Origin of the sequence: Mycobacterium shigaense (genome assembly GCF_002356315.1) — a bacterium.
Lineage (GTDB): Bacteria > Actinomycetota > Actinomycetes > Mycobacteriales > Mycobacteriaceae > Mycobacterium > Mycobacterium shigaense.
The window spans coordinates 2,186,551-2,204,797 of sequence record NZ_AP018164.1; the positions used below are offsets into that span (position 1 = coordinate 2,186,551).

The following is an 18,247-nucleotide window of genomic DNA, read 5'->3' on the forward strand; positions in this document are numbered from 1 at the left end:
ATCGACGTGTCAACTGATATCGGTGAATGCGTGGCGACGCAGGCGTGCATCACCTTCGACGTGCCGGTGCCGCACCGTGCAACCGCTGGCACGTATGAAAATCCACTGATAGCAACGCCTTTACTCGACCTTCCCCGATGGATCCGCCGCTGGCGGTACTGGACGCGATGGCCCTCCGTCGAGGCAAATTAGATTTTCCACCGTGAGATTTTTATTCACGGATAGTCGTCCGTGAACGCGTTCTTTCAATTCTTCATCACCTATTCACCGCGTCGAGGTGTCGGACTTGGGCGAGGTAGACGGCTTTATGGGCGCCTCGCGTCCAGGGCACGCAGAGTGCCTTCGCAGTCGGCGGGGTGCGGGGATCGTTCCCCGAGTGCCGGTCCTCCCGGAAGCCTTTTCTCGCACGGCATGGCTAATCTCCACAGGGGCAAATGGCCCCCCGCTAGCAAACTCCTGATCGATTTCGCTGGGCGGCGTTGGCCGTTGCTCGTTGGTAGGGGAAGGCAAGCACTGGGCCCGCGGTGGTCCGACGGCCGGGGCGGAGGGAGACCTATGGATTTCGGAGCATTACCGCCGGAGATCAACTCCGGAAAGATCTATGCCGGACCCGGGCCGGCGCCATTGCTGGCCGCCGCGACCGCCTGGGATGGGCTGGCCAGCGAGTTGCAGGCGACAGCGGCGTCGTACCGGTCTGTGGTGATGGAGCTGACGACCGGCTGGCATGGACCCTCGGCGGCGTCCATGGCGGCCGCGGCCGCCCCGTACGTCGCGTGGCTGGGCGGCACGGCCGCGCAAGCCGAGCAATCGGCACTGCACGCCAAGGCGGCGGCGGGCGCCTATGAGGCCGCATTCGCTGCATCCGTGCCGCCGCCGGTGATCGCGGCCAATCGGTCGTTGTTGGAGTTGCTGATCGCGACGAACTTTTTGGGTCTGAATTCGGCGGCGATCGCGGCGACGGAGGCCGAGTACGCCGAGATGTGGGCCCAAGATGCGGCCGCGATGTACGCCTACGCCGAGTCCGCGGCGGCCGCGACCGCGCTGCAGCCGTTCACCGCACCGCCGAAGACCACCAACGACAGCGGTGCCGCCGGCCAAGCGGACGCCGTTGCCGCCGCGGGTCGGTCGTCGGTCGCCTCCGGTGTGGAAAAGGCGCTGTCGCAGACGGTCTCGGCGGCTCCCCTTGCGGCGCAGAGCATCAGCGCGAACGCGGTGACGACGGCGGCGGCCGGGCTCCCGCTGAGCCTTACGGACATCACCGGGATTCTGAAGACCTTCACCAGCGTCATGGGCGTGGTCTCCGGACCGTATACCCCGCTCGGCGTGGCCAACCTGATGAAGAACTGGTACCAGATCGCGGGCAGCATCCCGAACCTCGGCGTCGGGATCCAAGGCATCGGCCCTTTGCTGCACCCCAAGCCCCTCCTCGGCGTGCTGGCACCGCTGCTGCGCAGCGATCTGCTGACCGGTGCGACTGCGTTGCAAGGCGCGGGGACGGTTTCGGCGGCGGCGGGCCGGGCGGGCCTGGTGGGCTCGTTGTCGGTGCCGGCGAACTGGGCCGCGGCGGTCCCAGCGGTCCGAACGCTTGCCGCCGAGCTGCCCGAAACCATGCTGGATGGCGCTCCGGCGATGGCTGCCGGCGGCACCCAGGGCATGTTCGGACCGACTGCGCTATCGAGTCTGGGCGGACGCGCGGTCGGGGGCACCGCGACTCGCGCCGCCGCGAGGTCGGCCGTTCGCGTGCCCGGCGCCGTTGCCGTCGATGACATCGCGACCACGTCGACCGTCATCGTGATACCTCCGAATGCGAAATAGGGAAGGGCAACAATGGTTTTCGGGGATTTCGCAGCGCTGTCACCGGAAGTGATCTCCACCCAGATCTATTCCGGGCCCGGCGTGGGGTCGTTGCTGCGCGCCGCGGCGGCATGGGACGGGCTGGCTGCCGAGCTGCACTCCACCGCGGCGTCTTATGCAGCGGCGATTTCGGACCTGGTCGGCGAGTCGTGGCAGGGCTCGTCGGCGGAGTCCATGGCGGCGGCGGCGGCGCCGTATGTGGCGTGGCTGGCCGGCACGGCGGCCCGGGCAGAACAGACTTCCGCCCAGGCATTGGCCGCGGCCGGCGCCTATGAGGCCGCGTTGGCGGCGACCGTGCCGCCGGCGATTGTCGCGGCGAACCGCAGCCAGTTGGCCGCGCTGCTGCAGACCAACATCTTGGGTCAAAACGGCGCGGCGATCGCCGTCACCGAAGCCGAGTATGGACAGCTGTGGGCTCAAGATGTCGCCGCCATGTTCGCTTACGCCAGTGCATCGGAGTCGGCCGGAGGGCTGCCCGCGTTCGAGGAGGCACCGGCCACCACCGGTGACAGCGCGGCCGCGGTCCAGGCCGCTGCGGCAGCGACGTCGTCGCAGTCGTTGTCCTCGTGGCTGAAACAGATCGAGGACTACCTCACCTCGCTGTCCGGCCAATACACCAAGTTTTGGCAGGACCTGATCGGCGGGGTGACGGGGAGTAAGGAGGTGGCCCCGCTGTGGGAGGCGCTGTATTCGAGCATCGGGCAAGTCGGTACCCAGGCGACGTGGACCAACGTGGTCAATGCCAGTACCAGCCTCGGCATGTCGCAGTGGAAGAACTTCTTCATCTATGCGCCGTGGAGCGCGGCGATGTCGAAGACGTCGTTGGGCGCCGGTCTGGCCTCGCCGGGGCATGCCGCCGTCAGCGTTCCGGTCAAGCCTGTGTCTGCGGTACTGGGCAACGCACCGACGGTGGGCAGATTGTCCGTGCCGGCCGGCTGGGCGACCGCCGCCCCGGCGATAAGGCTGGCCGCCAACGCGTTACCGGACACCAGCCTGGCCGCGGCTGCCGCGGGAGACTTCCCCGCCGGCCTGGTCAACGAGGCGACCCTGGGCAGTCTGGCGGGCGGCGCGCTGGGTAGCCCGGCATCGCGGGTGGTCAGCTCAACCAGCCTCCAGACCCGCGCTATCGCCGGTGAGCGACGCGTGGGGCCGGTCAAGCTCGACCGCATCATCGCTCAACTGCAGGAGATGCCCGATCAAGTACAGCACTGGAACGTCGACGAGGCTGGCCTCGACGACCTGGTCGCCAGACTCAGAACAACTCCGGGCGTACACGCCGTGCACGTGTCGGACGGCGAGGGGGTCGCTATCGGAGCGTCCGACTCCAAGCTTAGGTAAAAGGTAGTAATACAGAGGATTTCGGGCTTCAGGACTGCGGGACGGCAAGAGCTGCAGCAAGGGAGGATACGTGAGATTGCACCTGGCACTTCTGGGTGTGGCGCTGGGAATTGTCATCGCCGTACCCGCCCACGCGATACCCGGGGAGGATGAGGCGGCCACCGATGAGAACAACGTAGAGTTTTTGGCTGACCTGGGTAAGGTAGGGATCAGCTTTTCAGACCCCGGTCAAGCGATAAGCGCCGGTAAAGCCGTGTGTGGCTTGGTTTCTCGCGGCATATCCGGCCTGCAACTTCTCAACGACCTCAAGGACAACAACCCGGCGCTGACAACCAGCGGTGCCGCCCAGTTCGCGACGATATCGGCGAAGGCCTACTGCCCGCGCCAACTTGACGCTTCCGCGGGAACCAGCGTCAAAGGCAGCGGCGTGCGCTGAGTCGCCGCGGGAGATGTGTCAGCATAATTCGCCTTCGGCCTTCGACCCGCGGTTAGCCCTGGATTCGCGCACCCTGGGTCAGCCTGGGCGGCGGCGTATCGATCGGCGCCCCGGTCGCGGACTCGACGCATACCTGTCCCGACGTGGCAAGGTGCGGCCGCGTCTCCGGTCGACCTGAGCCGGTGAGTCGCCGGGGGGTGGCGGCATTCCATGCCCGTGGCGTGGGTGGCTTGGCCCGGCCCGAGCCGCCAGGCCAGTATGTTCGCCATAGCGGGGCGGGGCAGGGTAGGGCTACGGTCAGGGGATGAAGCGGCTTTCGAGCGTTGACGCGGCGTTTTGGTCTGCAGAAACTGCGGGCTGGCACATGCATGTGGGCGCATTGGCGATCTGCGATCCCAGCGATGCGCCCGAGTACAGCTTCCAGCGGCTTCGCCAGCTGCTGATCGACCGGCTCCCCGAGCTGCCGCAGCTGCGGTGGCGGGTCAGCGGCGCGCCACTCGGCCTGGACCGGCCGTGGTTCGTCGAGGACGAAGAGCTCGACATCGACTTCCACGTCCGCCGCATCGGCGTGCCCGCTCCGGGCGGGCGTCGCGAGGTCGACGAACTCGTCGGCCGGTTGATGTCCTACAAGCTGGACCGCTCCCGGCCGCTCTGGGAGCTGTGGGTGATCGAGGGCGTCAAGGGCGGGCGCATCGCCACGCTCACCAAGATGCATCACGCCATCGTCGATGGTGTCTCCGGGGCCGGCCTGGGCGAAATACTGCTGGACGTCACGCCGGAACCCCGTCCGCCGCAACAGGAAACGGTCGGCTCGCTGGTGGGACTCAAGATCCCCGGCATTGAACGGCGCGCGATCGGCGCGCTGATCAACGTCGGCGTCAAAACGCCGTTCCGCATCGCCCGGCTGCTCGAGCAGACGGTGCGGCAGCAGATCGCCACCCTCGGTTTCCGGGACAGGCCGCCGCGCTACTTCGAGGCACCCAAAACCCGCTTCAACGCCCCGGTTTCGCCGCATCGCCGGATCACCGGTACCCGGGTGGAACTGGCCCGCGCCAAGGCCGTCAAGGACGCCTTCGGGGTCAAGCTCAACGACGTCGTGCTGGCGTTGGTGGCAGGCGCTGCTCTCGAGTACCTGGAAAAGCGCGGCGAGCTGCCGTTCAAGCCACTGATCGCGCAGATCCCGGTGTCGACCCGCACCGACGATTCACCCGGCGACGTCGGCAACCAGATCAGCTCGATGACCGCCTCGCTCGCCACCGACATCGCCGACCCTGCCGAGCGGTTGCTGGCGATCTACGAAAGCACCCAGAGCGCCAAGGAAATGGCGAAAGCTCTGTCGGCGCATCAGATCATGGGTCTGACCGAAACCACGCCGCCCGGGCTGTTGCAGTTGGCCGCCCGCGCGTACACGGCCACCGGCCTGTCGCGGAACCTGGCCCCGATCAACCTGGTCGTGTCCAACGTCCCCGGTCCGTCCTGCCCGCTGTACATGGCGGGCGCCGTGGTGGAATCGCTGGTGCCGCTCGGGCCGCCGGTGATGGACGTCGCGTTGAACATCACCTGCTTTTCCTACACGGACTTCCTGGACTTCGGTTTTGTGACGACGCCCGAGGTGGCCAACGACATCGAGGACATGGCCAAGGCCATCGAGCCGGCGCTGGTCGAACTCGAAAAGGCCGCCGCGGCAATATAAGTCAGTCGCGATCCAGGTACTTGGTCGCGTACACCCAGGACAGGAAGCGTGCGACTGCCTCGGCCGACCGGTGTCCCCGCGGCGAGCTGAAGATGTCGAAAGCATGCTGGGCGTTGGGCAGTTGGGCGTAGGCGACGGGCGACTTCGAGACGGCGCGCAGCTCGTCGACGAACTCCTGAGCCTCGACGACCGGGATCAGCGAATCGTCGTGGCCGTGCAAGACGAAGAACGGTGGCGCGTCGGCCCGTAACCGCCGGATCGGCGAGGCATCAACGTAGACTTCGCGGTCGGTGTCGAATTTCCGCTTGACAACCAGCTTTTCGAGCAGTTCGACGAATTCGCGGCGGCCTTCGCCCTCGGTGGAGAACCAGTCGTAGCGACCGTACACCGGCACGGCGCAGGCCACCGACGTGTCGGCGTCTTCGAAACCCGGCTGGAATGCGGGATCGTTGGGGGTCAGCGCGGCCAGCGAGCAGAGGTGCCCGCCCGCCGACCCGCCGGTGATCGCGACGAAATCGGGGTCGCCGCCGTATTGCGCGATGTTGTCCTTGACCCAGGCCAGGGCCCGCTTAACGTCGACGATGTGGTCCGGCCAGGTGTGGCGGGGCGAGACCCGATAGCCGATCGAGACGCACACCCAGCCGCGGGCCGCCAGGTGGCTCATCAGGGGGTAGGCCTGCGGGCGCCGCATCCCGATCATCCACGCGCCGCCGGGGACCTGCAGCAGCACCGGCGCCTTGCCGTCTCGAGGCAGGTCGCGCCGGCGCCAGATGTCGGCCATGTTAGCGCGGTGCGGGCCATACGACACGACGTTGGTCTTGTCGACGTAGCGACGGCGGGCCATGGTGTTGCCCAGCGGTAGGCTGCGCCGTCCCCGGCGCTCAGGCGCGTGCTGCGGCAGGGCGGACAGCGCTTCGGCGTAGTCGGGTCCCAGCTGCTCGCGCAGCCCCGCTTCCAGCACCGGCCCCGGCGTGGTCACGCCGCGATAGCGAATCACCCCGAGGATCGCCCAGGAGGCCGCCGTCAGGGCCAGTGCCGCCTTGCCGCGCCGCCCCGCGAAGTCACCGCGCCGCCCGCGTCGCAGCACGTCCAGCAACGAGGCGCAGAAGTAGACGCCGGGCACCTCGGATGTCGGCCAGCCGAACCAGAACACCAGCACCGTGCTGTAGCCTTTGCGGGCCAGCGGGCGTAATCCGTTGGCGGCGTTCAGGAATTCGACGGCCGCGCGGGCCAGTGGCCGCGATTTCGGGCGGCGCATCAGCCGTTGACCCGTGCTTGCAAGTCGCCGCGCACGATCTTGCCGGTGCTGCTGCGGGGGAGCTCGTCGAGCACCGAGATGTCCCGGGGCACCTTGTAGTTGGCGAGGTTGTCGCGGACGTGTTGCTTGAGGGTTTCGACGGTGGCGGACGAGCCGGGTTCGAGGACGACGAACGCCGCCAGTCGCTGGCCGTATTGTTGGTCGTCCACGCCGATGACGGCGGCCTCGGCCACCTCGGGGTGGGCCGCCAGCGTCTTCTCCACCTCGATGGGATAGACGTTCTCGCCGCCGGAGACGATCATCTCGTCGTCGCGGCCCACCACGAACAGCCGCCCCGCCTCGTCGAGATAGCCGACGTCGCCCGAGGACATGAATCCGGCATGGAACTCTTTCCCTTTGCCGGTCGAGCCCTCGGTATAGCCGTCGAACTGCGTGTCGTTGCGGACATAGATGGTGCCCACCTCGCCGCTAGGCAGTTCGTTGAATTCCGGATCCAGGATCCGGATTTCGGTCCCGCCCGCCGGCCTGCCCGCGGTGTCGGGTGCCACGCGCAGGTCCGCCGGTGTGGCGGTGGCGATCATGCCGGCCTCGGTCGCGTTGTAGTTGTTGTAGATGACGTCGCCGAACTGATCCATGAACGCGGTCACGACGTCGGTCCTCATCCGCGAGCCCGACGCGGCGGCGAAGCGCAACGACCTCGCACTGTAACGCTTTCGGACGTCGTCGGGCAGGTCCATGATGCGGTCGAACATCACCGGCACGACAGCCAACCCGGTCGCCCGGTGACGGTCGACCAGATCCAGGGTGGCCTCCGGGTCGAACTTGCGTCGGGTGACCACCGTGCAGGCCATCGACGCGGCGAAGATCAATTGCGAAAAGCCCCAGGCGTGAAACATCGGCGCCACGATCACGATCGTCTCCTCGGCGCGCCACGGGGTGCGGTCCAGGATCGCCTTCAGCGTGCCTATCCCGGCGCCCCCGCCGGATTGCTTGGCGCCCTTGGGACTTCCCGTGGTCCCGGAGGTGAGCAGGATCATCTTGCCCTTGCGGCCGGTGCGCTCCGGCCGTTGATCGGCATGCTCGGTGATCAGACTCTCGACGGTCAGGTCGTGCGGGTCCTCGGCCCAGGCCACGATCCGGGTGGCGTCCGGCTTGTCGGCCAGCGCGCGGTCCACCGTCTCGGTGAACTCCTCGTCGAAGATGGCGGCATCGATGCCCTCGCGGTTGACCACCTCGGCCATCGCGGGTCCGGCGAAGGACGTGTTGAGCAGCACGACATCGGAGCCGATCCGGTTGGCGGCCACCACCGACTCGACGAAGCCGCGGTGATTGCGGCACATGATCCCGATCACCTTCGGCTGACCCGACGGCAGCTTCTGCAGCGCCGCGGCCAGCGCGTTGATCCGCTCGTCGAGCTGGCGCCACGTCAGGGTGCCGAGTTCGTCGATCAACCCGGGACGGTCGGGGCAGCGCTGCGCCGCGCCGGCGAACCCGACGGTCATGCCCATGCCCTCGCGGCGCATCGCGGCGGCCATCTTCAGGTAGCGGTCGGGTCGCATCGGCGCGATCATTCCGGCGCGCCGCAGCGTGGCTAGCACACCGAGGATGCCACGGGCTTGGTCCAGACGAGATGCCATGTGTCAGCCCAGGATTGGGAAGCGGCGATTGGCGGCGAGGTCGTTGAGCGCCTCCTGCATGACCGACCGCACGTGCTCGTCGACCTCGTCGAGGTCGGGGTCCTCACCGAATTGCTCGGCGATGTGGATCGGTTCGAGCACCTGCGTCACGATCTTGGTGGGCAGCGGCACGTTGGGCGGGACGACGGCGGACAACCCGAACGGGAACCCGAACGACACCGGCAGGATGGCGCTGCGCAGCAGCCGCTTGATGCCCAGCCGTTCGGCGAGCCAGGTGCCGCGGGTCAGGTAGAGCTGGGTCTCCTGCCCGCCGATCGAGACCGCGGGCACGATGGGCACGCCGGCCTCGATCGCGGTGCGGACGTAGCCCTTGCGGCCGTTGAAGTCGATGACATTCTCCGACAGCGTGGGCCGGTAGGCGTCGTAGTCACCGCCGGGGAAGACCACCACCACGCCGCCGGACCGCAGCGCCTTGGCTGCGTTCTCCGGGTTGGCGCGGATGTAGCCGGTGCGCCGAAACAGCTCACCGGTGAAGCCCATGAACAAGATGTCGTGGCTGAGCGTGTACACCGGCCGGTCGTAGCCGAACTTGTCGTAGAAGTCGATGCTGAAGATCGGGACGTCCATCGGGAACATCCCACCGGAATGGTTGCCGACCACCAGTGCGCCGCCCGGCGGAAAGCCGTCCAGGCCGCGCACCTCGGAGCGGAAGTACGTCTTCAGGATCGGGCGCAGGACGCTCATCAGGCGCTGGGTCAGACCCGGGTCGAATTTGCCGAGCTCGGGGTCTCCGGCCTCCGGGCCGCCGCTGTCGCTCACGTCGTTCACTTCAGGCCCCCTAGTGGCTCCCTCGAGACGTCTTTGCCGCGTTGAGTCTTGTCGATGGTAGCCAGACGGTTCCCGGGGACGGGCGGCAGGCAAACACTGCTCCGGCGCGGCGTCTTGCCGGTGCCCCAAATCGACGTCGCGTTCGGCGGCGGCGGCAGGCCCGCCGCCGCGGCGCGGTCGGGTTGATGGTGTTGCAGTGCAACGGGATTCGCCCTGCCCGAGGCGCGCGAGGCCGTGGGCGAGCCGGCGCCGGGTGGTTCCCCGCCGCTGGCTGGCTGATCGGCAGGGCTCATGCACTCGAACGGGCGGTTTCCTGGGCGTAGCGAAGCGGTTGAAATCGCTATCCCGGAAGATTAAATCCGGATCCCGCAAGATTATGGCGCCGGGCGAGCGGGAAGGTTATCGTTACGCACGCGCAACGCCCCTTCGCCTCCTGAGAGAAGGCCCGATGGACTCTGCCGGTATGTCCGACGAGCGTGCTTCACGCTCGGCAGCCGAGCGCGGCGCTCGTGACCGACGGTGGCACAGGCCCCACGGCGCCACGGCCCGCCCCGGTACGGCACATGCTCGACAGGGCGAGGTGGCGCCGGCGAGTACGGCCGTCAGCCCCGCCGCCGGCGAGAGCGACCGCGCGAGGGCCGCGGCCGACGCCGCGGATCAGCGGCAGGCCGACTACTTTCTGCGTCTGCTCAACCAGAACCGGCGCGTCGTCGAGCACCGGATCGAGGGCTACCGGAAGGCGATTGCCGGCGCCGAGGCCGCCGGCAACATCGAAGGCGCGGGCGCTCTTCGGCGCATGGCGCGCGTCGAAGAGCAGGAGCGCGAGGCGCTGACCTTGATGATCGAGAAGCTGCACTGCCGGTTCCCGGCTCCGGGCACCGAGGTTGCCGCGCACCGGTCGCGGCTCGTCGCCCGGTAGCACCGCCGGGTGAAACACCCGATGCAGCACTGATTTTCCGCGCCGCGATCCCGGTTCGGCGGCATCCGCGCACGAAGTCGCCACAGGCGTGCGCGAAGCCGTTAGATTGTATTGGTCAGCGACGACAGGAACGAGGCTGCCATGGGATTCATCTCACCCGAGCTTCCCGACGTCGATCACGACACCTGGCAGACTCGGCCCCGCGCCGCGCGGCTGCAGATCGTGACCCGGCACTGGGTGGAGCACGGCTTCGGCACACCGTACGGGGTGTATCTGCTCTACCTGATCAAGATCGGTCTGTACGTCGCGATCCCGGCCGCCGTCATCTCACTGACCCCTGGCATCGGCGGACTGAGCCGTATCGGCGAATGGTGGGCCCAGCCGATCGTGTACCAGAAGGCCATCGTCTTCACCCTGCTGTTCGAGGTGCTCGGCTTGGGCTGCGGGTCGGGACCGTTGACCGGACGATTCATGCCGCCGATCGGCGGGTTCCTCTACTGGTTGCGGCCCAATACGATTCGGCTCCCGGCCTGGCCCGACAAGGTTCCGTTCACCGCCGGCGACACCCGCACCGTGATTGACGTCGCCCTGTATGCCACCGTGCTGATCGACGGGCTGTGGGCCATGCTGGCTCCCGGCGCCGGGGGGCCGGTCACCCCCGGTGGGGACGTCGGTCTGCTCGACCCTGTCCAGGTGCTGCCGATGATCGTTGCCCTGACGCTGGTGGGGCTGCGCGACAAAACGATCTTCCTGGCCGCTCGCGGTGAGCACTACTGGCTGAAATTGATCGTCTTCTTCTTTCCTTTCGTCGATCAGATCGCCGCGTTTAAGATCATCATCCTCGGATTGTGGTGGGGCGCTGCTACTTCCAAGCTCAACCACCACTTCCCGTACGTAGTGGCGGTGATGACGAGCAACAATGCGTTGCTGCGCAGCAAGCTGTTCACCCCGATCAAGCACCGGCTCTATCTCGACCCCGTCAACGACCTGCGGCCGTCCTGGCTACCGAAGGTCATGGCCCATGTCGGGGGCACCACCGCGGAATTCCTGGTCCCCGGTGTTCTGGTGTTCGCCGCCGACGGTCAACCGTGGCGCTGGTACCTGATCGGGTTCATGGTGCTCTTCCACCTCAACATCTTGTCCAACCTCCCGATGGGAGTGCCGTTGGAGTGGAACGTCTTCATCATCTTTTCGTTGTTCTATCTGTTCGGGCATTACGGCGCGATCCGCGCCGTCGATCTGAACTCGCCGCTGCTGCTGGCGATCCTGCTCGTGGCGCTTGCCTTCGTGCCGATCGGCAACCTGTTTCCGGAGAAGGTGTCGTTCCTGCCGGCGATGCGTTACTACGCCGGGAACTGGGCGACCAGCATTTGGTGCTTCCGCGTCGGGGCCGAGGCGACGCTCGAAGCCAATGTCGTGAAAAGCTCAGCGCTGGTTGTCAACCAGCTCGCCAAGCTCTACGACCCCGCGATCGCCGAAATCGTAAGCGACAAGACGGCGGCGTTCCGGGCGATGCACACCCACGGCAGGGCACTCAACGGGCTGCTGCCCCGGGCCATCGACGACGAGACCCAGTACAGCGTGCGGGAGGGCGAGATCGTCGCAGGTCCGCTGGTGGGCTGGAACTTCGGCGAGGGTCACCTGCACAACGAACAATTGCTGGCCGCCGTCCAACGCCGCTGCGACTTCGCCGAAGGCGACGTCCGCGTGATCGTTCTGGAAGGCCAGCCGATCCACACCCAGAAGCAGTGGTACCGGATCGTGGACGCCAAGACCGGCCTCATCGAGGCGGGTTACGTCGAGGTCGCGGACATGCTGAGCCGCCAGCCGTGGCCCGAGCCCAGTGACGAGTTCCCGGTTTACGTGACCCGTCGGCGCGCCGCCCGGTAGTCGACCCGAGTGGGACCGCTGGTGTCATTCCCACGCGGCCGTCTCGGTGCCGCAGCGACTTCTCACAATGACTTACGGCCGGGGACTCTTACCGGCCCTGCAGCTGTCCACCCTACTGATCTAGGCTGACGGCGAGTGGTTCCATCGGCGGACAAGCGAAGAGGGAGAGACACGTGACTGTCCGGGTAGGTATCAACGGCTTCGGTCGCATCGGACGCAACTTCTACCGGGCTTTGCTGGCCCAGCAGGAGGAGGGCCCGGGGAGCTCGGGAGCCGACATCGAGGTGGTGGCCGTCAACGACATCACCGACAACGCCACCCTGGCGCACCTGCTCAAATTCGATTCCATCCTCGGCCGGTTGCCGCACGACGTCACCCTCGAGGGCGAGGACACCATCGTCGTGGGCCCCGCGAAGATCAAGGCACTCGCCGTGCGGGAAGGGCCCGCGGCGTTGCCGTGGGGTGATCTCGGCGTCGACGTCGTCGTCGAGTCCACCGGGCTGTTCACCAACGCGGCCAAGGCCAAGGGTCACCTGGACGCCGGCGCCAAGAAGGTGATCATCTCCGCGCCCGCCACCGACGAGGACATCACCATCGTGCTCGGCGTCAACGACGACAAGTACGACGGCAGCCAGAACATCATCTCCAACGCCTCGTGCACCACGAACTGCCTGGGGCCGCTGGCCAAGGTCCTCAATGACGAGTTCGGCATCGTCAAGGGCCTGATGACCACCATCCACGCCTACACCCAGGACCAGAACCTGCAGGACGGTCCGCACAAGGACCTGCGCCGCGCCCGCGCCGCCGCGCTGAACATCGTGCCCACCTCGACCGGTGCGGCCAAGGCCATCGGGCTGGTGCTGCCCGAGCTGAAGGGCAAGCTCGACGGTTACGCGCTGCGGGTTCCGATCCCCACTGGTTCGGCGACCGACCTGACCGTCGAGCTGTCCAAGGCCGCCGGCGCCGACGAGATCAATGCGGCGTTCAAGGTAGCCGCCGAAGGCAAGCTCAAGGGCATCCTGAAGTATTACGACGCCCCGATCGTGTCCAGCGACATCGTCACCGACCCGCACAGCTCGATCTTCGACTCCGGCCTGACCAAGGTGATCGACAACCAGGCCAAGGTGGTGTCCTGGTACGACAACGAGTGGGGCTACTCCAACCGCCTCATCGACCTCGTCGCGCTGGTCGGCAAGTCTCTGTAACCGTGACGGAGGCCACGCTCCCAACCCTGGAAGACCTTCTGGCCGAGGGCATTTCCGGCCGCGGCGTGTTGGTGCGTTCGGATTTGAACGTGCCGCTCGACGACGAGGGCGCCATCACCGACCCCGGCCGGATCATCGCGTCGGTGCCGACGCTGCAGGCGCTGCTGGACGCCGGTGCCCGGGTGGTCGTCACCGCGCATCTGGGCCGCCCGAAGAACGGGCCCGACGCCAAGTTGTCCCTGGCGCCGGTCGCCGCGGCGCTCGGCGAACGGCTGGGCCGGCACGTGCAACTCGCCGGTGACGTCGTCGGGGGTGACGCTTTGGCCCGCGCCGAAGGCCTGACCGACGGCGACGTGCTGCTGCTGGAGAACATCCGCTTCGACCCCCGCGAGACCAGTAAGGACGATGCCGAGCGACTGGCCTTGGCCCGGCAGCTTGCCGAATTGGTTGGGCCAGCAGGTGCTTTCGTCTCCGATGGCTTCGGGGTGGTGCACCGCAAGCAGGCCTCGGTCTACGACGTCGCCACCCTGCTTCCGCACTACGCGGGCAAGCTGGTCGCCGAGGAAATCGAGGTACTTGAGCAGTTGTGCAGCTCGACCAGGCGCCCCTACGCGGTGGTGCTGGGCGGGTCGAAGGTGTCCGACAAGCTGGGCGTCATCGAGTCGCTGGCGACCAAGGCCGACAGCATCGTGATCGGTGGCGGCATGTGCTTTACCTTTCTTGCCGCACAAGGATATTCGGTGGGCAAGTCGCTGCTCGAAGAAGACATGGTGGAGACCTGCCGCGGCTTGCTGGATACCCACGCCGACGTCTTGCGGCTGCCCGGCGACATCGTGGTTACCGAGAACTTCGCCGCCGATTCGCCACCACAGTTCGTGGCCGCCAACGCGATTCCGGAAGATCTGATGGGGCTGGACATCGGCCCCGGATCGGTCAAACGCTTTGCGGCGCTGCTGGCCAACGCCGAGACCATCTTCTGGAATGGCCCGATGGGCGTGTTCGAGTTCCCGGCGTACGCGTCCGGCACTCGGGGCATCGCCGAGGCGATCGTCGGGGCGACTGGCAAGGGCGCGTTCAGTGTGGTCGGCGGCGGTGACTCCGCGGCCGCGGTCCGAGCGCTGAAAATCCCTGAGGATGCCTTCTCGCACATCTCCACCGGTGGGGGAGCCTCGCTGGAATACCTTGAGGGCAAGACGCTGCCCGGTATCGAGGTATTGGGCAGGCCCCAGCCAAGCGAAGGAGACTCGTGAGCCGCAAGCCGCTGATCGCCGGCAACTGGAAGATGAACCTCAATCACTTTGAGGCAATCGCGCTGGTGCAGAAGATCGCCTTCGCCTTGCCGGACAAGTACTACGACAAGGTCGATGTCACGGTTCTCCCGCCGTACACCGATCTGCGCAGCGTGCAGACCCTGGTCGATGGCGACAAGCTCCGGCTGACCTACGGGGCCCAGGACCTGTCGCAGCACGACTCGGGCGCCTACACCGGCGACATCAGCGGCGCCTTCCTGGCCAAGCTAGGCTGCACCTTCGTCGTCGTCGGTCACTCCGAGCGGCGCACCTACCACGACGAGGACGACGCCCTGGTGGCCGCGAAGGCGGCCGCCGCGCTCAAACACGAGCTCACCCCGATCATCTGCATCGGCGAACACCTGGACATTCGTGAGGCAGGCGAGCACGTCAGCTACTGCGAGGCGCAACTGCGCGGCTCGCTGGCCGGCCTGACCGCCGAGCAGATCGCCAAGGTGGTCATCGCCTACGAGCCGGTCTGGGCGATCGGCACCGGCCGGGTGGCCAGCTCTGCCGACGCGCAGGAGGTATGCGGGGCGATCCGCAAGGAACTGGGTGCGCTGGCCTCCCCGAAGATCGCCGAGACTGTGCGGGTGCTGTACGGCGGCTCGGTGAACGCCAAGAACATCGGCGACATCGTCGCGCAGGACGACGTCGACGGGGGACTGGTCGGCGGAGCGTCGCTGGACGGCGAGCAGTTCGCGACCCTGGCGGCCATCGCTGCCGGTGGGCCACTGCCGTAGGCGGGCCGTAGGCCTGCCTCAGGCCGGTAACGCGACCAGGTAGGGTGGCTGCCATGGAATTGGCCCTGCAGATCACCCTGGTGGTCACCAGTGTCTTGGTGGTGCTGCTGGTGCTGCTGCACCGTGCCAAGGGCGGCGGCCTGTCGACCTTGTTCGGCGGCGGCGTGCAGTCGAGCCTGTCGGGGTCGACGGTGGTGGAGAAGAACCTGGACCGGCTGACGTTATTTGTCGTCGGGATCTGGTTTGTCTGCATCGTCGGCATGGCCCTGCAGATCAAGTACCGCTGAGGCACTGATCACTCGCCGGGCGGACCACGCGATCCGACCCGATACTGGAATTCATGGTTGAGGTTTCCGACGCGCTGGCACCGATCGGTGCTGTGCAGCGAACCCGGGTAGGCCGCGAGGCGACCGAGCCGATGCGCGCCGATATCCGGTTGCTCGGCGCCATCCTCGGCGACACCGTGCGCGAGCTGAACGGCGACGAGGTGTTCGAGCTCGTGGAGCGGGCCCGGGTGGAGTCCTTCCGGGTGCGGCGCTCCGAGATCGATCGGGCCGAGATCTCCCACATGTTCGACGGCATCGACATCCATCTGGCCATCCCGGTGATTCGGGCGTTCAGCCACTTCGCGCTGCTGGCCAACGTGGCCGAGGACATCCACCGGGAGCGCAGGCGCCACATCCACGTCGACGCCGGCGAACCACCGCAGGACAGCAGCCTGGCCGGCACCTACGCGAAACTCGATCGGGCCGATCTGGACTCGGCCACGATAGCCGAGGCGCTCAGGGGGGCTCTGGTTTCCCCGGTGATCACCGCCCATCCGACCGAGACCCGGCGGCGCACCGTCTTCGTCACCCAGCACCGGATCACCGAGCTGATGCGGCGGCACGCCGAGGGTCACACGGAGACGGGCTATGGCCGCAGCATCGAGCAGGAGCTGCGCCGGCAGGTCCTCACGCTGTGGCAGACGGCGCTGATCCGAATCTCGCGGCTGCAGATCACCGACGAGATCGACGTCGGCCTGCGTTACTACCCGGCCGCGTTGTTCGAGGTGATCCCACAGGTGAACGCCGAGGTGCGCGCGGCGCTGCGCGCCCGGTGGCCCGACACCGAGGTGCTGCCCGGGCCGATCCTGCAGCCGGGCTCGTGGATCGGCGGTGACCGGGACGGCAACCCGAATGTGACTGCGGCCGTGGTCCGGCGAGCTACCGGCAGCGCCGCGTTCACTGCCCTGGCCCACTACCTGGCCGAGCTCACCGAGCTCGAGCAGGAGCTGTCGATGTCGGCGCGGCTCGTCGCCGTCACGCCGCAGCTGGCCGCCCTGGCCGAGGCGTGCCCGGAGGAGGCTCGGACCGACGAGCCGTATCGGCGGGCGGTGCGGCTGATCCGCGGCCGGCTCAGTGCGACGGCCGGCGAAATCCTGGATCAGCAACCCCGCCACGAGCTCGACCTGGGTCTGCAACGGTATGCGACGCCGGCCGAACTGCGCGCCGATCTCGACACGGTCGACGAATCGCTGCGCAGCCACGGCAGCGCGCTGCTGGCCGACGATCGGCTGGCGCTGCTGCGAGAAGGCGTGCACGTCTTCGGGTTTCATTTGTCGGGTCTGGACATGCGGCAGAACTCCGATGTCCACGAAGAAGTCGTCGGCGAACTGCTGGCGTGGGCCGGGGTGCACCCGGACTACGCCTCGCTGCCCGAAGAGAAGCGGGTCGAGCTGCTCACCGCCGAGCTGAGCACTCGCCGCCCGCTGCTCAGCGACCGCGCGCGACTGTCCGAACTCGCCCACAAGGAACTGTCCGTCATCGAGGCGGCGGCTCACGCCGTCGCGCGCTACGGCCCCGCCGCCGTGCCCAACTACGTCATCTCGATGTGCCAGTCCGTGTCGGACGTCTTGGAGGCCGCGATCCTGCTGAAAGAGGCGGGCCTGCTCGATGCCTCGAATTCGGAACCCTATTGCCCCGTGGGCATTTCACCGTTGTTCGAGACGATCGACGATCTGCACAATGGGGCGGCGATCCTGCACGCCATGCTGGAGCTCCCGTTCTACCGCGCGCTGGTGGCGGCCCGGGACGACTGGCAGGAGGTGATGCTGGGTTACTCCGACTCCAACAAGGACGGGGGCTACCTGGCCGCCAACTGGGCGGTGTATCGCGCCGAGCTATCGCTGGTCGAGGTGGCCCGCAAAGCCGGAATTCGGTTGCGGCTCTTCCACGGCCGGGGAGGCACCGTGGGCCGCGGCGGCGGCCCCAGCTACCAGGCTATCCTGGCGCAGCCGCCGGGAGCGGTGAACGGCTCGCTACGTCTGACCGAGCAGGGCGAGATCATCGCCGCGAAGTACGCAGAACCGCAACTTGCCCGCCGCAATCTGGAGAGTTTGGTGGCGGCCACGCTGGAGTCGACGCTGCTGGATGTGGAGGGTCTGGGCGATGCCGCGGAACCGGCGTACGCCGTCCTCGACGAGATCGCCGCCCTGGCCCACCGGTCCTATGCAGAATTAGTCCATGACACACCGGGTTTCGTCGAGTATTTCAAGGCTTCCACGCCCGTCAGCGAGATCGGCTCGTTGAATATCGGCAGCCGTCCGACGTCGCGCAAGCCCACCGAGTCGATCGCCGACTTGCGAGCCATCCCGTGGGTGCTGGCATGGAGCCAATCGCGGGTCATGCTGCCCGGCTGGTACGGCACCGGATCGGCATTCCAGCAGTGGATCGCCGCCGGCCCCGAGGAAGAACGGGTGGCGGTACTGCACGACCTCTACGAGCGGTGGCCGTTCTTCCGCGGCGTGCTGTCCAACATGGCGCAGGTGCTGGCCAAGTCGGACTTGGGGCTGGCGGCCCGCTACGCCGAGCTGGTGGCCGACGAGTCGTTGCGGCGCAGGGTGTTCGACAAGATCGTCGCCGAACATCAGCGCACGATCGCCATGCACCGGCTGATCACGGGACACGACGATCTGCTCGCCGACAACGCGGCGCTCGCGCGGTCGGTGTTCAACCGGTTCCCCTACCTGGAGCCGCTGAACCACCTGCAGGTGGAGTTGTTGCGCCGTTACCGCTCGGGTGATGACGACGAGCTGGTGCAGCGCGGAATCCTGTTGACGATGAACGGATTAGCAAGCGCGCTGCGAAACAGCGGATAGCGCGACCTTCGTCGAGTC

General features: G+C 67.3%; 14 protein-coding genes. 11 read left to right on the forward strand and 3 right to left on the reverse strand.

Annotated features, from left to right (window positions below; translation table 11 throughout):
- Positions 1-555: 555 nt before the first annotated feature.
- The 4 genes from MSG_RS10405 (at position 556) to MSG_RS10420 (ending at position 5,321) form a co-directional block, all read left to right on the forward strand.
- Positions 556-1,815 (forward strand): PPE family protein, encoded by a 1,260-nt coding sequence (locus MSG_RS10405; RefSeq protein ID WP_096439394.1) that lies wholly within the window; start codon positions 556-558, stop codon positions 1,813-1,815.
- Between the two features lie 12 nt (positions 1,816-1,827).
- On the forward strand, positions 1,828-3,192 hold the full coding sequence (locus MSG_RS10410; protein WP_096439396.1) for a PPE family protein: 1,365 nt from the start codon (positions 1,828-1,830) through the stop codon (positions 3,190-3,192).
- A gap of 70 nt (positions 3,193-3,262) precedes the next feature.
- Positions 3,263-3,628, forward strand: coding sequence for a DUF732 domain-containing protein (locus MSG_RS10415; protein ID WP_096439398.1), 366 nt, complete (start codon positions 3,263-3,265; stop codon positions 3,626-3,628).
- 304 nt (positions 3,629-3,932) lie between these two features.
- Positions 3,933-5,321, forward strand: coding sequence for a WS/DGAT/MGAT family O-acyltransferase (locus MSG_RS10420; RefSeq protein WP_096439400.1), 1,389 nt, complete (start codon positions 3,933-3,935; stop codon positions 5,319-5,321).
- 1 nt (position 5,322) lies between these two features.
- Here MSG_RS10420 and MSG_RS10425 read toward each other — a convergent pair whose 3' ends face one another.
- From MSG_RS10425 to MSG_RS10435, 3 genes are read right to left on the reverse strand one after another with little or no spacing between them, the layout of a single operon-like run.
- The gene (locus tag MSG_RS10425) at positions 5,323-6,579 is read right to left on the reverse strand and encodes an alpha/beta hydrolase (RefSeq protein WP_096439402.1); all 1,257 of its coding nucleotides are present in this window, start codon (positions 6,577-6,579) and stop codon (positions 5,323-5,325) included.
- Positions 6,579-8,216 (reverse strand): acyl-CoA ligase FadD12, encoded by a 1,638-nt coding sequence (fadD12, locus tag MSG_RS10430; RefSeq protein ID WP_096439403.1) that lies wholly within the window; start codon positions 8,214-8,216, stop codon positions 6,579-6,581. The genes MSG_RS10425 and fadD12 overlap by 1 nt, the downstream gene beginning before the upstream one ends.
- A gap of 3 nt (positions 8,217-8,219) precedes the next feature.
- Positions 8,220-8,960 carry a 1-acyl-sn-glycerol-3-phosphate acyltransferase gene (locus tag MSG_RS10435; protein WP_373421210.1) on the reverse strand — a complete coding sequence of 247 codons (741 nt, stop codon included), beginning with the start codon at positions 8,958-8,960 and terminating at the stop codon, positions 8,220-8,222.
- Positions 8,961-9,624: 664 nt separating this feature from the next.
- On the opposite strand from MSG_RS10435, the gene MSG_RS10440 reads away from it, so the two are divergent.
- The 7 genes from MSG_RS10440 to ppc all read left to right on the forward strand — a co-directional run bounded on the left by MSG_RS10440 (position 9,625) and on the right by ppc (position 18,229).
- A complete protein-coding gene (locus MSG_RS10440; RefSeq protein ID WP_096439405.1) occupies positions 9,625-9,963 on the forward strand; it encodes a hypothetical protein in 339 nt (112 codons plus the stop codon).
- A gap of 141 nt (positions 9,964-10,104) precedes the next feature.
- Positions 10,105-11,853, forward strand: coding sequence for a DUF3556 domain-containing protein (locus MSG_RS10445; RefSeq protein ID WP_096439407.1), 1,749 nt, complete (start codon positions 10,105-10,107; stop codon positions 11,851-11,853).
- A 173-nt stretch (positions 11,854-12,026) separates the two neighbouring features.
- Positions 12,027-13,058 (forward strand): type I glyceraldehyde-3-phosphate dehydrogenase, encoded by a 1,032-nt coding sequence (gene gap / locus MSG_RS10450; protein ID WP_096439409.1) that lies wholly within the window; start codon positions 12,027-12,029, stop codon positions 13,056-13,058.
- 2 nt (positions 13,059-13,060) lie between these two features.
- Positions 13,061-14,308 carry a phosphoglycerate kinase gene (locus tag MSG_RS10455; RefSeq protein ID WP_096439411.1) on the forward strand — a complete coding sequence of 416 codons (1,248 nt, stop codon included), beginning with the start codon at positions 13,061-13,063 and terminating at the stop codon, positions 14,306-14,308.
- Positions 14,305-15,090 carry a triose-phosphate isomerase gene (gene tpiA, locus MSG_RS10460; protein WP_096439413.1) on the forward strand — a complete coding sequence of 262 codons (786 nt, stop codon included), beginning with the start codon at positions 14,305-14,307 and terminating at the stop codon, positions 15,088-15,090. The genes MSG_RS10455 and tpiA overlap by 4 nt, the downstream gene beginning before the upstream one ends.
- 53 nt (positions 15,091-15,143) lie before the next feature.
- Positions 15,144-15,377: a preprotein translocase subunit SecG gene (secG, locus tag MSG_RS10465; protein ID WP_096439415.1), complete on the forward strand. Its 234-nt coding sequence runs from the start codon at positions 15,144-15,146 to the stop codon at positions 15,375-15,377.
- A 53-nt stretch (positions 15,378-15,430) separates the two neighbouring features.
- Positions 15,431-18,229, forward strand: coding sequence for a phosphoenolpyruvate carboxylase (ppc, locus tag MSG_RS10470; RefSeq protein WP_096439417.1), 2,799 nt, complete (start codon positions 15,431-15,433; stop codon positions 18,227-18,229).
- Positions 18,230-18,247: the final 18 nt, after the last annotated feature.

Bases quoted from the DNA above. Each gene is read 5' to 3' on its own strand.
- MSG_RS10405 (WP_096439394.1), top strand. From the start codon at position 556: ATGGATTTCGGAGCATTACCGCCGGAGATCAACTCCGGAAAGATCTAT.
- MSG_RS10410 (WP_096439396.1), top strand. From the start codon at position 1,828: ATGGTTTTCGGGGATTTCGCAGCGCTGTCACCGGAAGTGATCTCCACC.
- MSG_RS10420 (WP_096439400.1), top strand. From the start codon at position 3,933: ATGAAGCGGCTTTCGAGCGTTGACGCGGCGTTTTGGTCTGCAGAAACT.
- MSG_RS10425 (WP_096439402.1), bottom strand. From the start codon at position 6,579: ATGCGCCGCCCGAAATCGCGGCCACTGGCCCGCGCGGCCGTCGAATTC.
- fadD12 (WP_096439403.1), bottom strand. From the start codon at position 8,216: ATGGCATCTCGTCTGGACCAAGCCCGTGGCATCCTCGGTGTGCTAGCC.
- MSG_RS10435 (WP_373421210.1), bottom strand. From the start codon at position 8,960: ATGAGCGTCCTGCGCCCGATCCTGAAGACGTACTTCCGCTCCGAGGTG.
- MSG_RS10445 (WP_096439407.1), top strand. From the start codon at position 10,105: ATGGGATTCATCTCACCCGAGCTTCCCGACGTCGATCACGACACCTGG.
- secG (WP_096439415.1), top strand. From the start codon at position 15,144: ATGGAATTGGCCCTGCAGATCACCCTGGTGGTCACCAGTGTCTTGGTG.
- ppc (WP_096439417.1), top strand. From the start codon at position 15,431: ATGGTTGAGGTTTCCGACGCGCTGGCACCGATCGGTGCTGTGCAGCGA.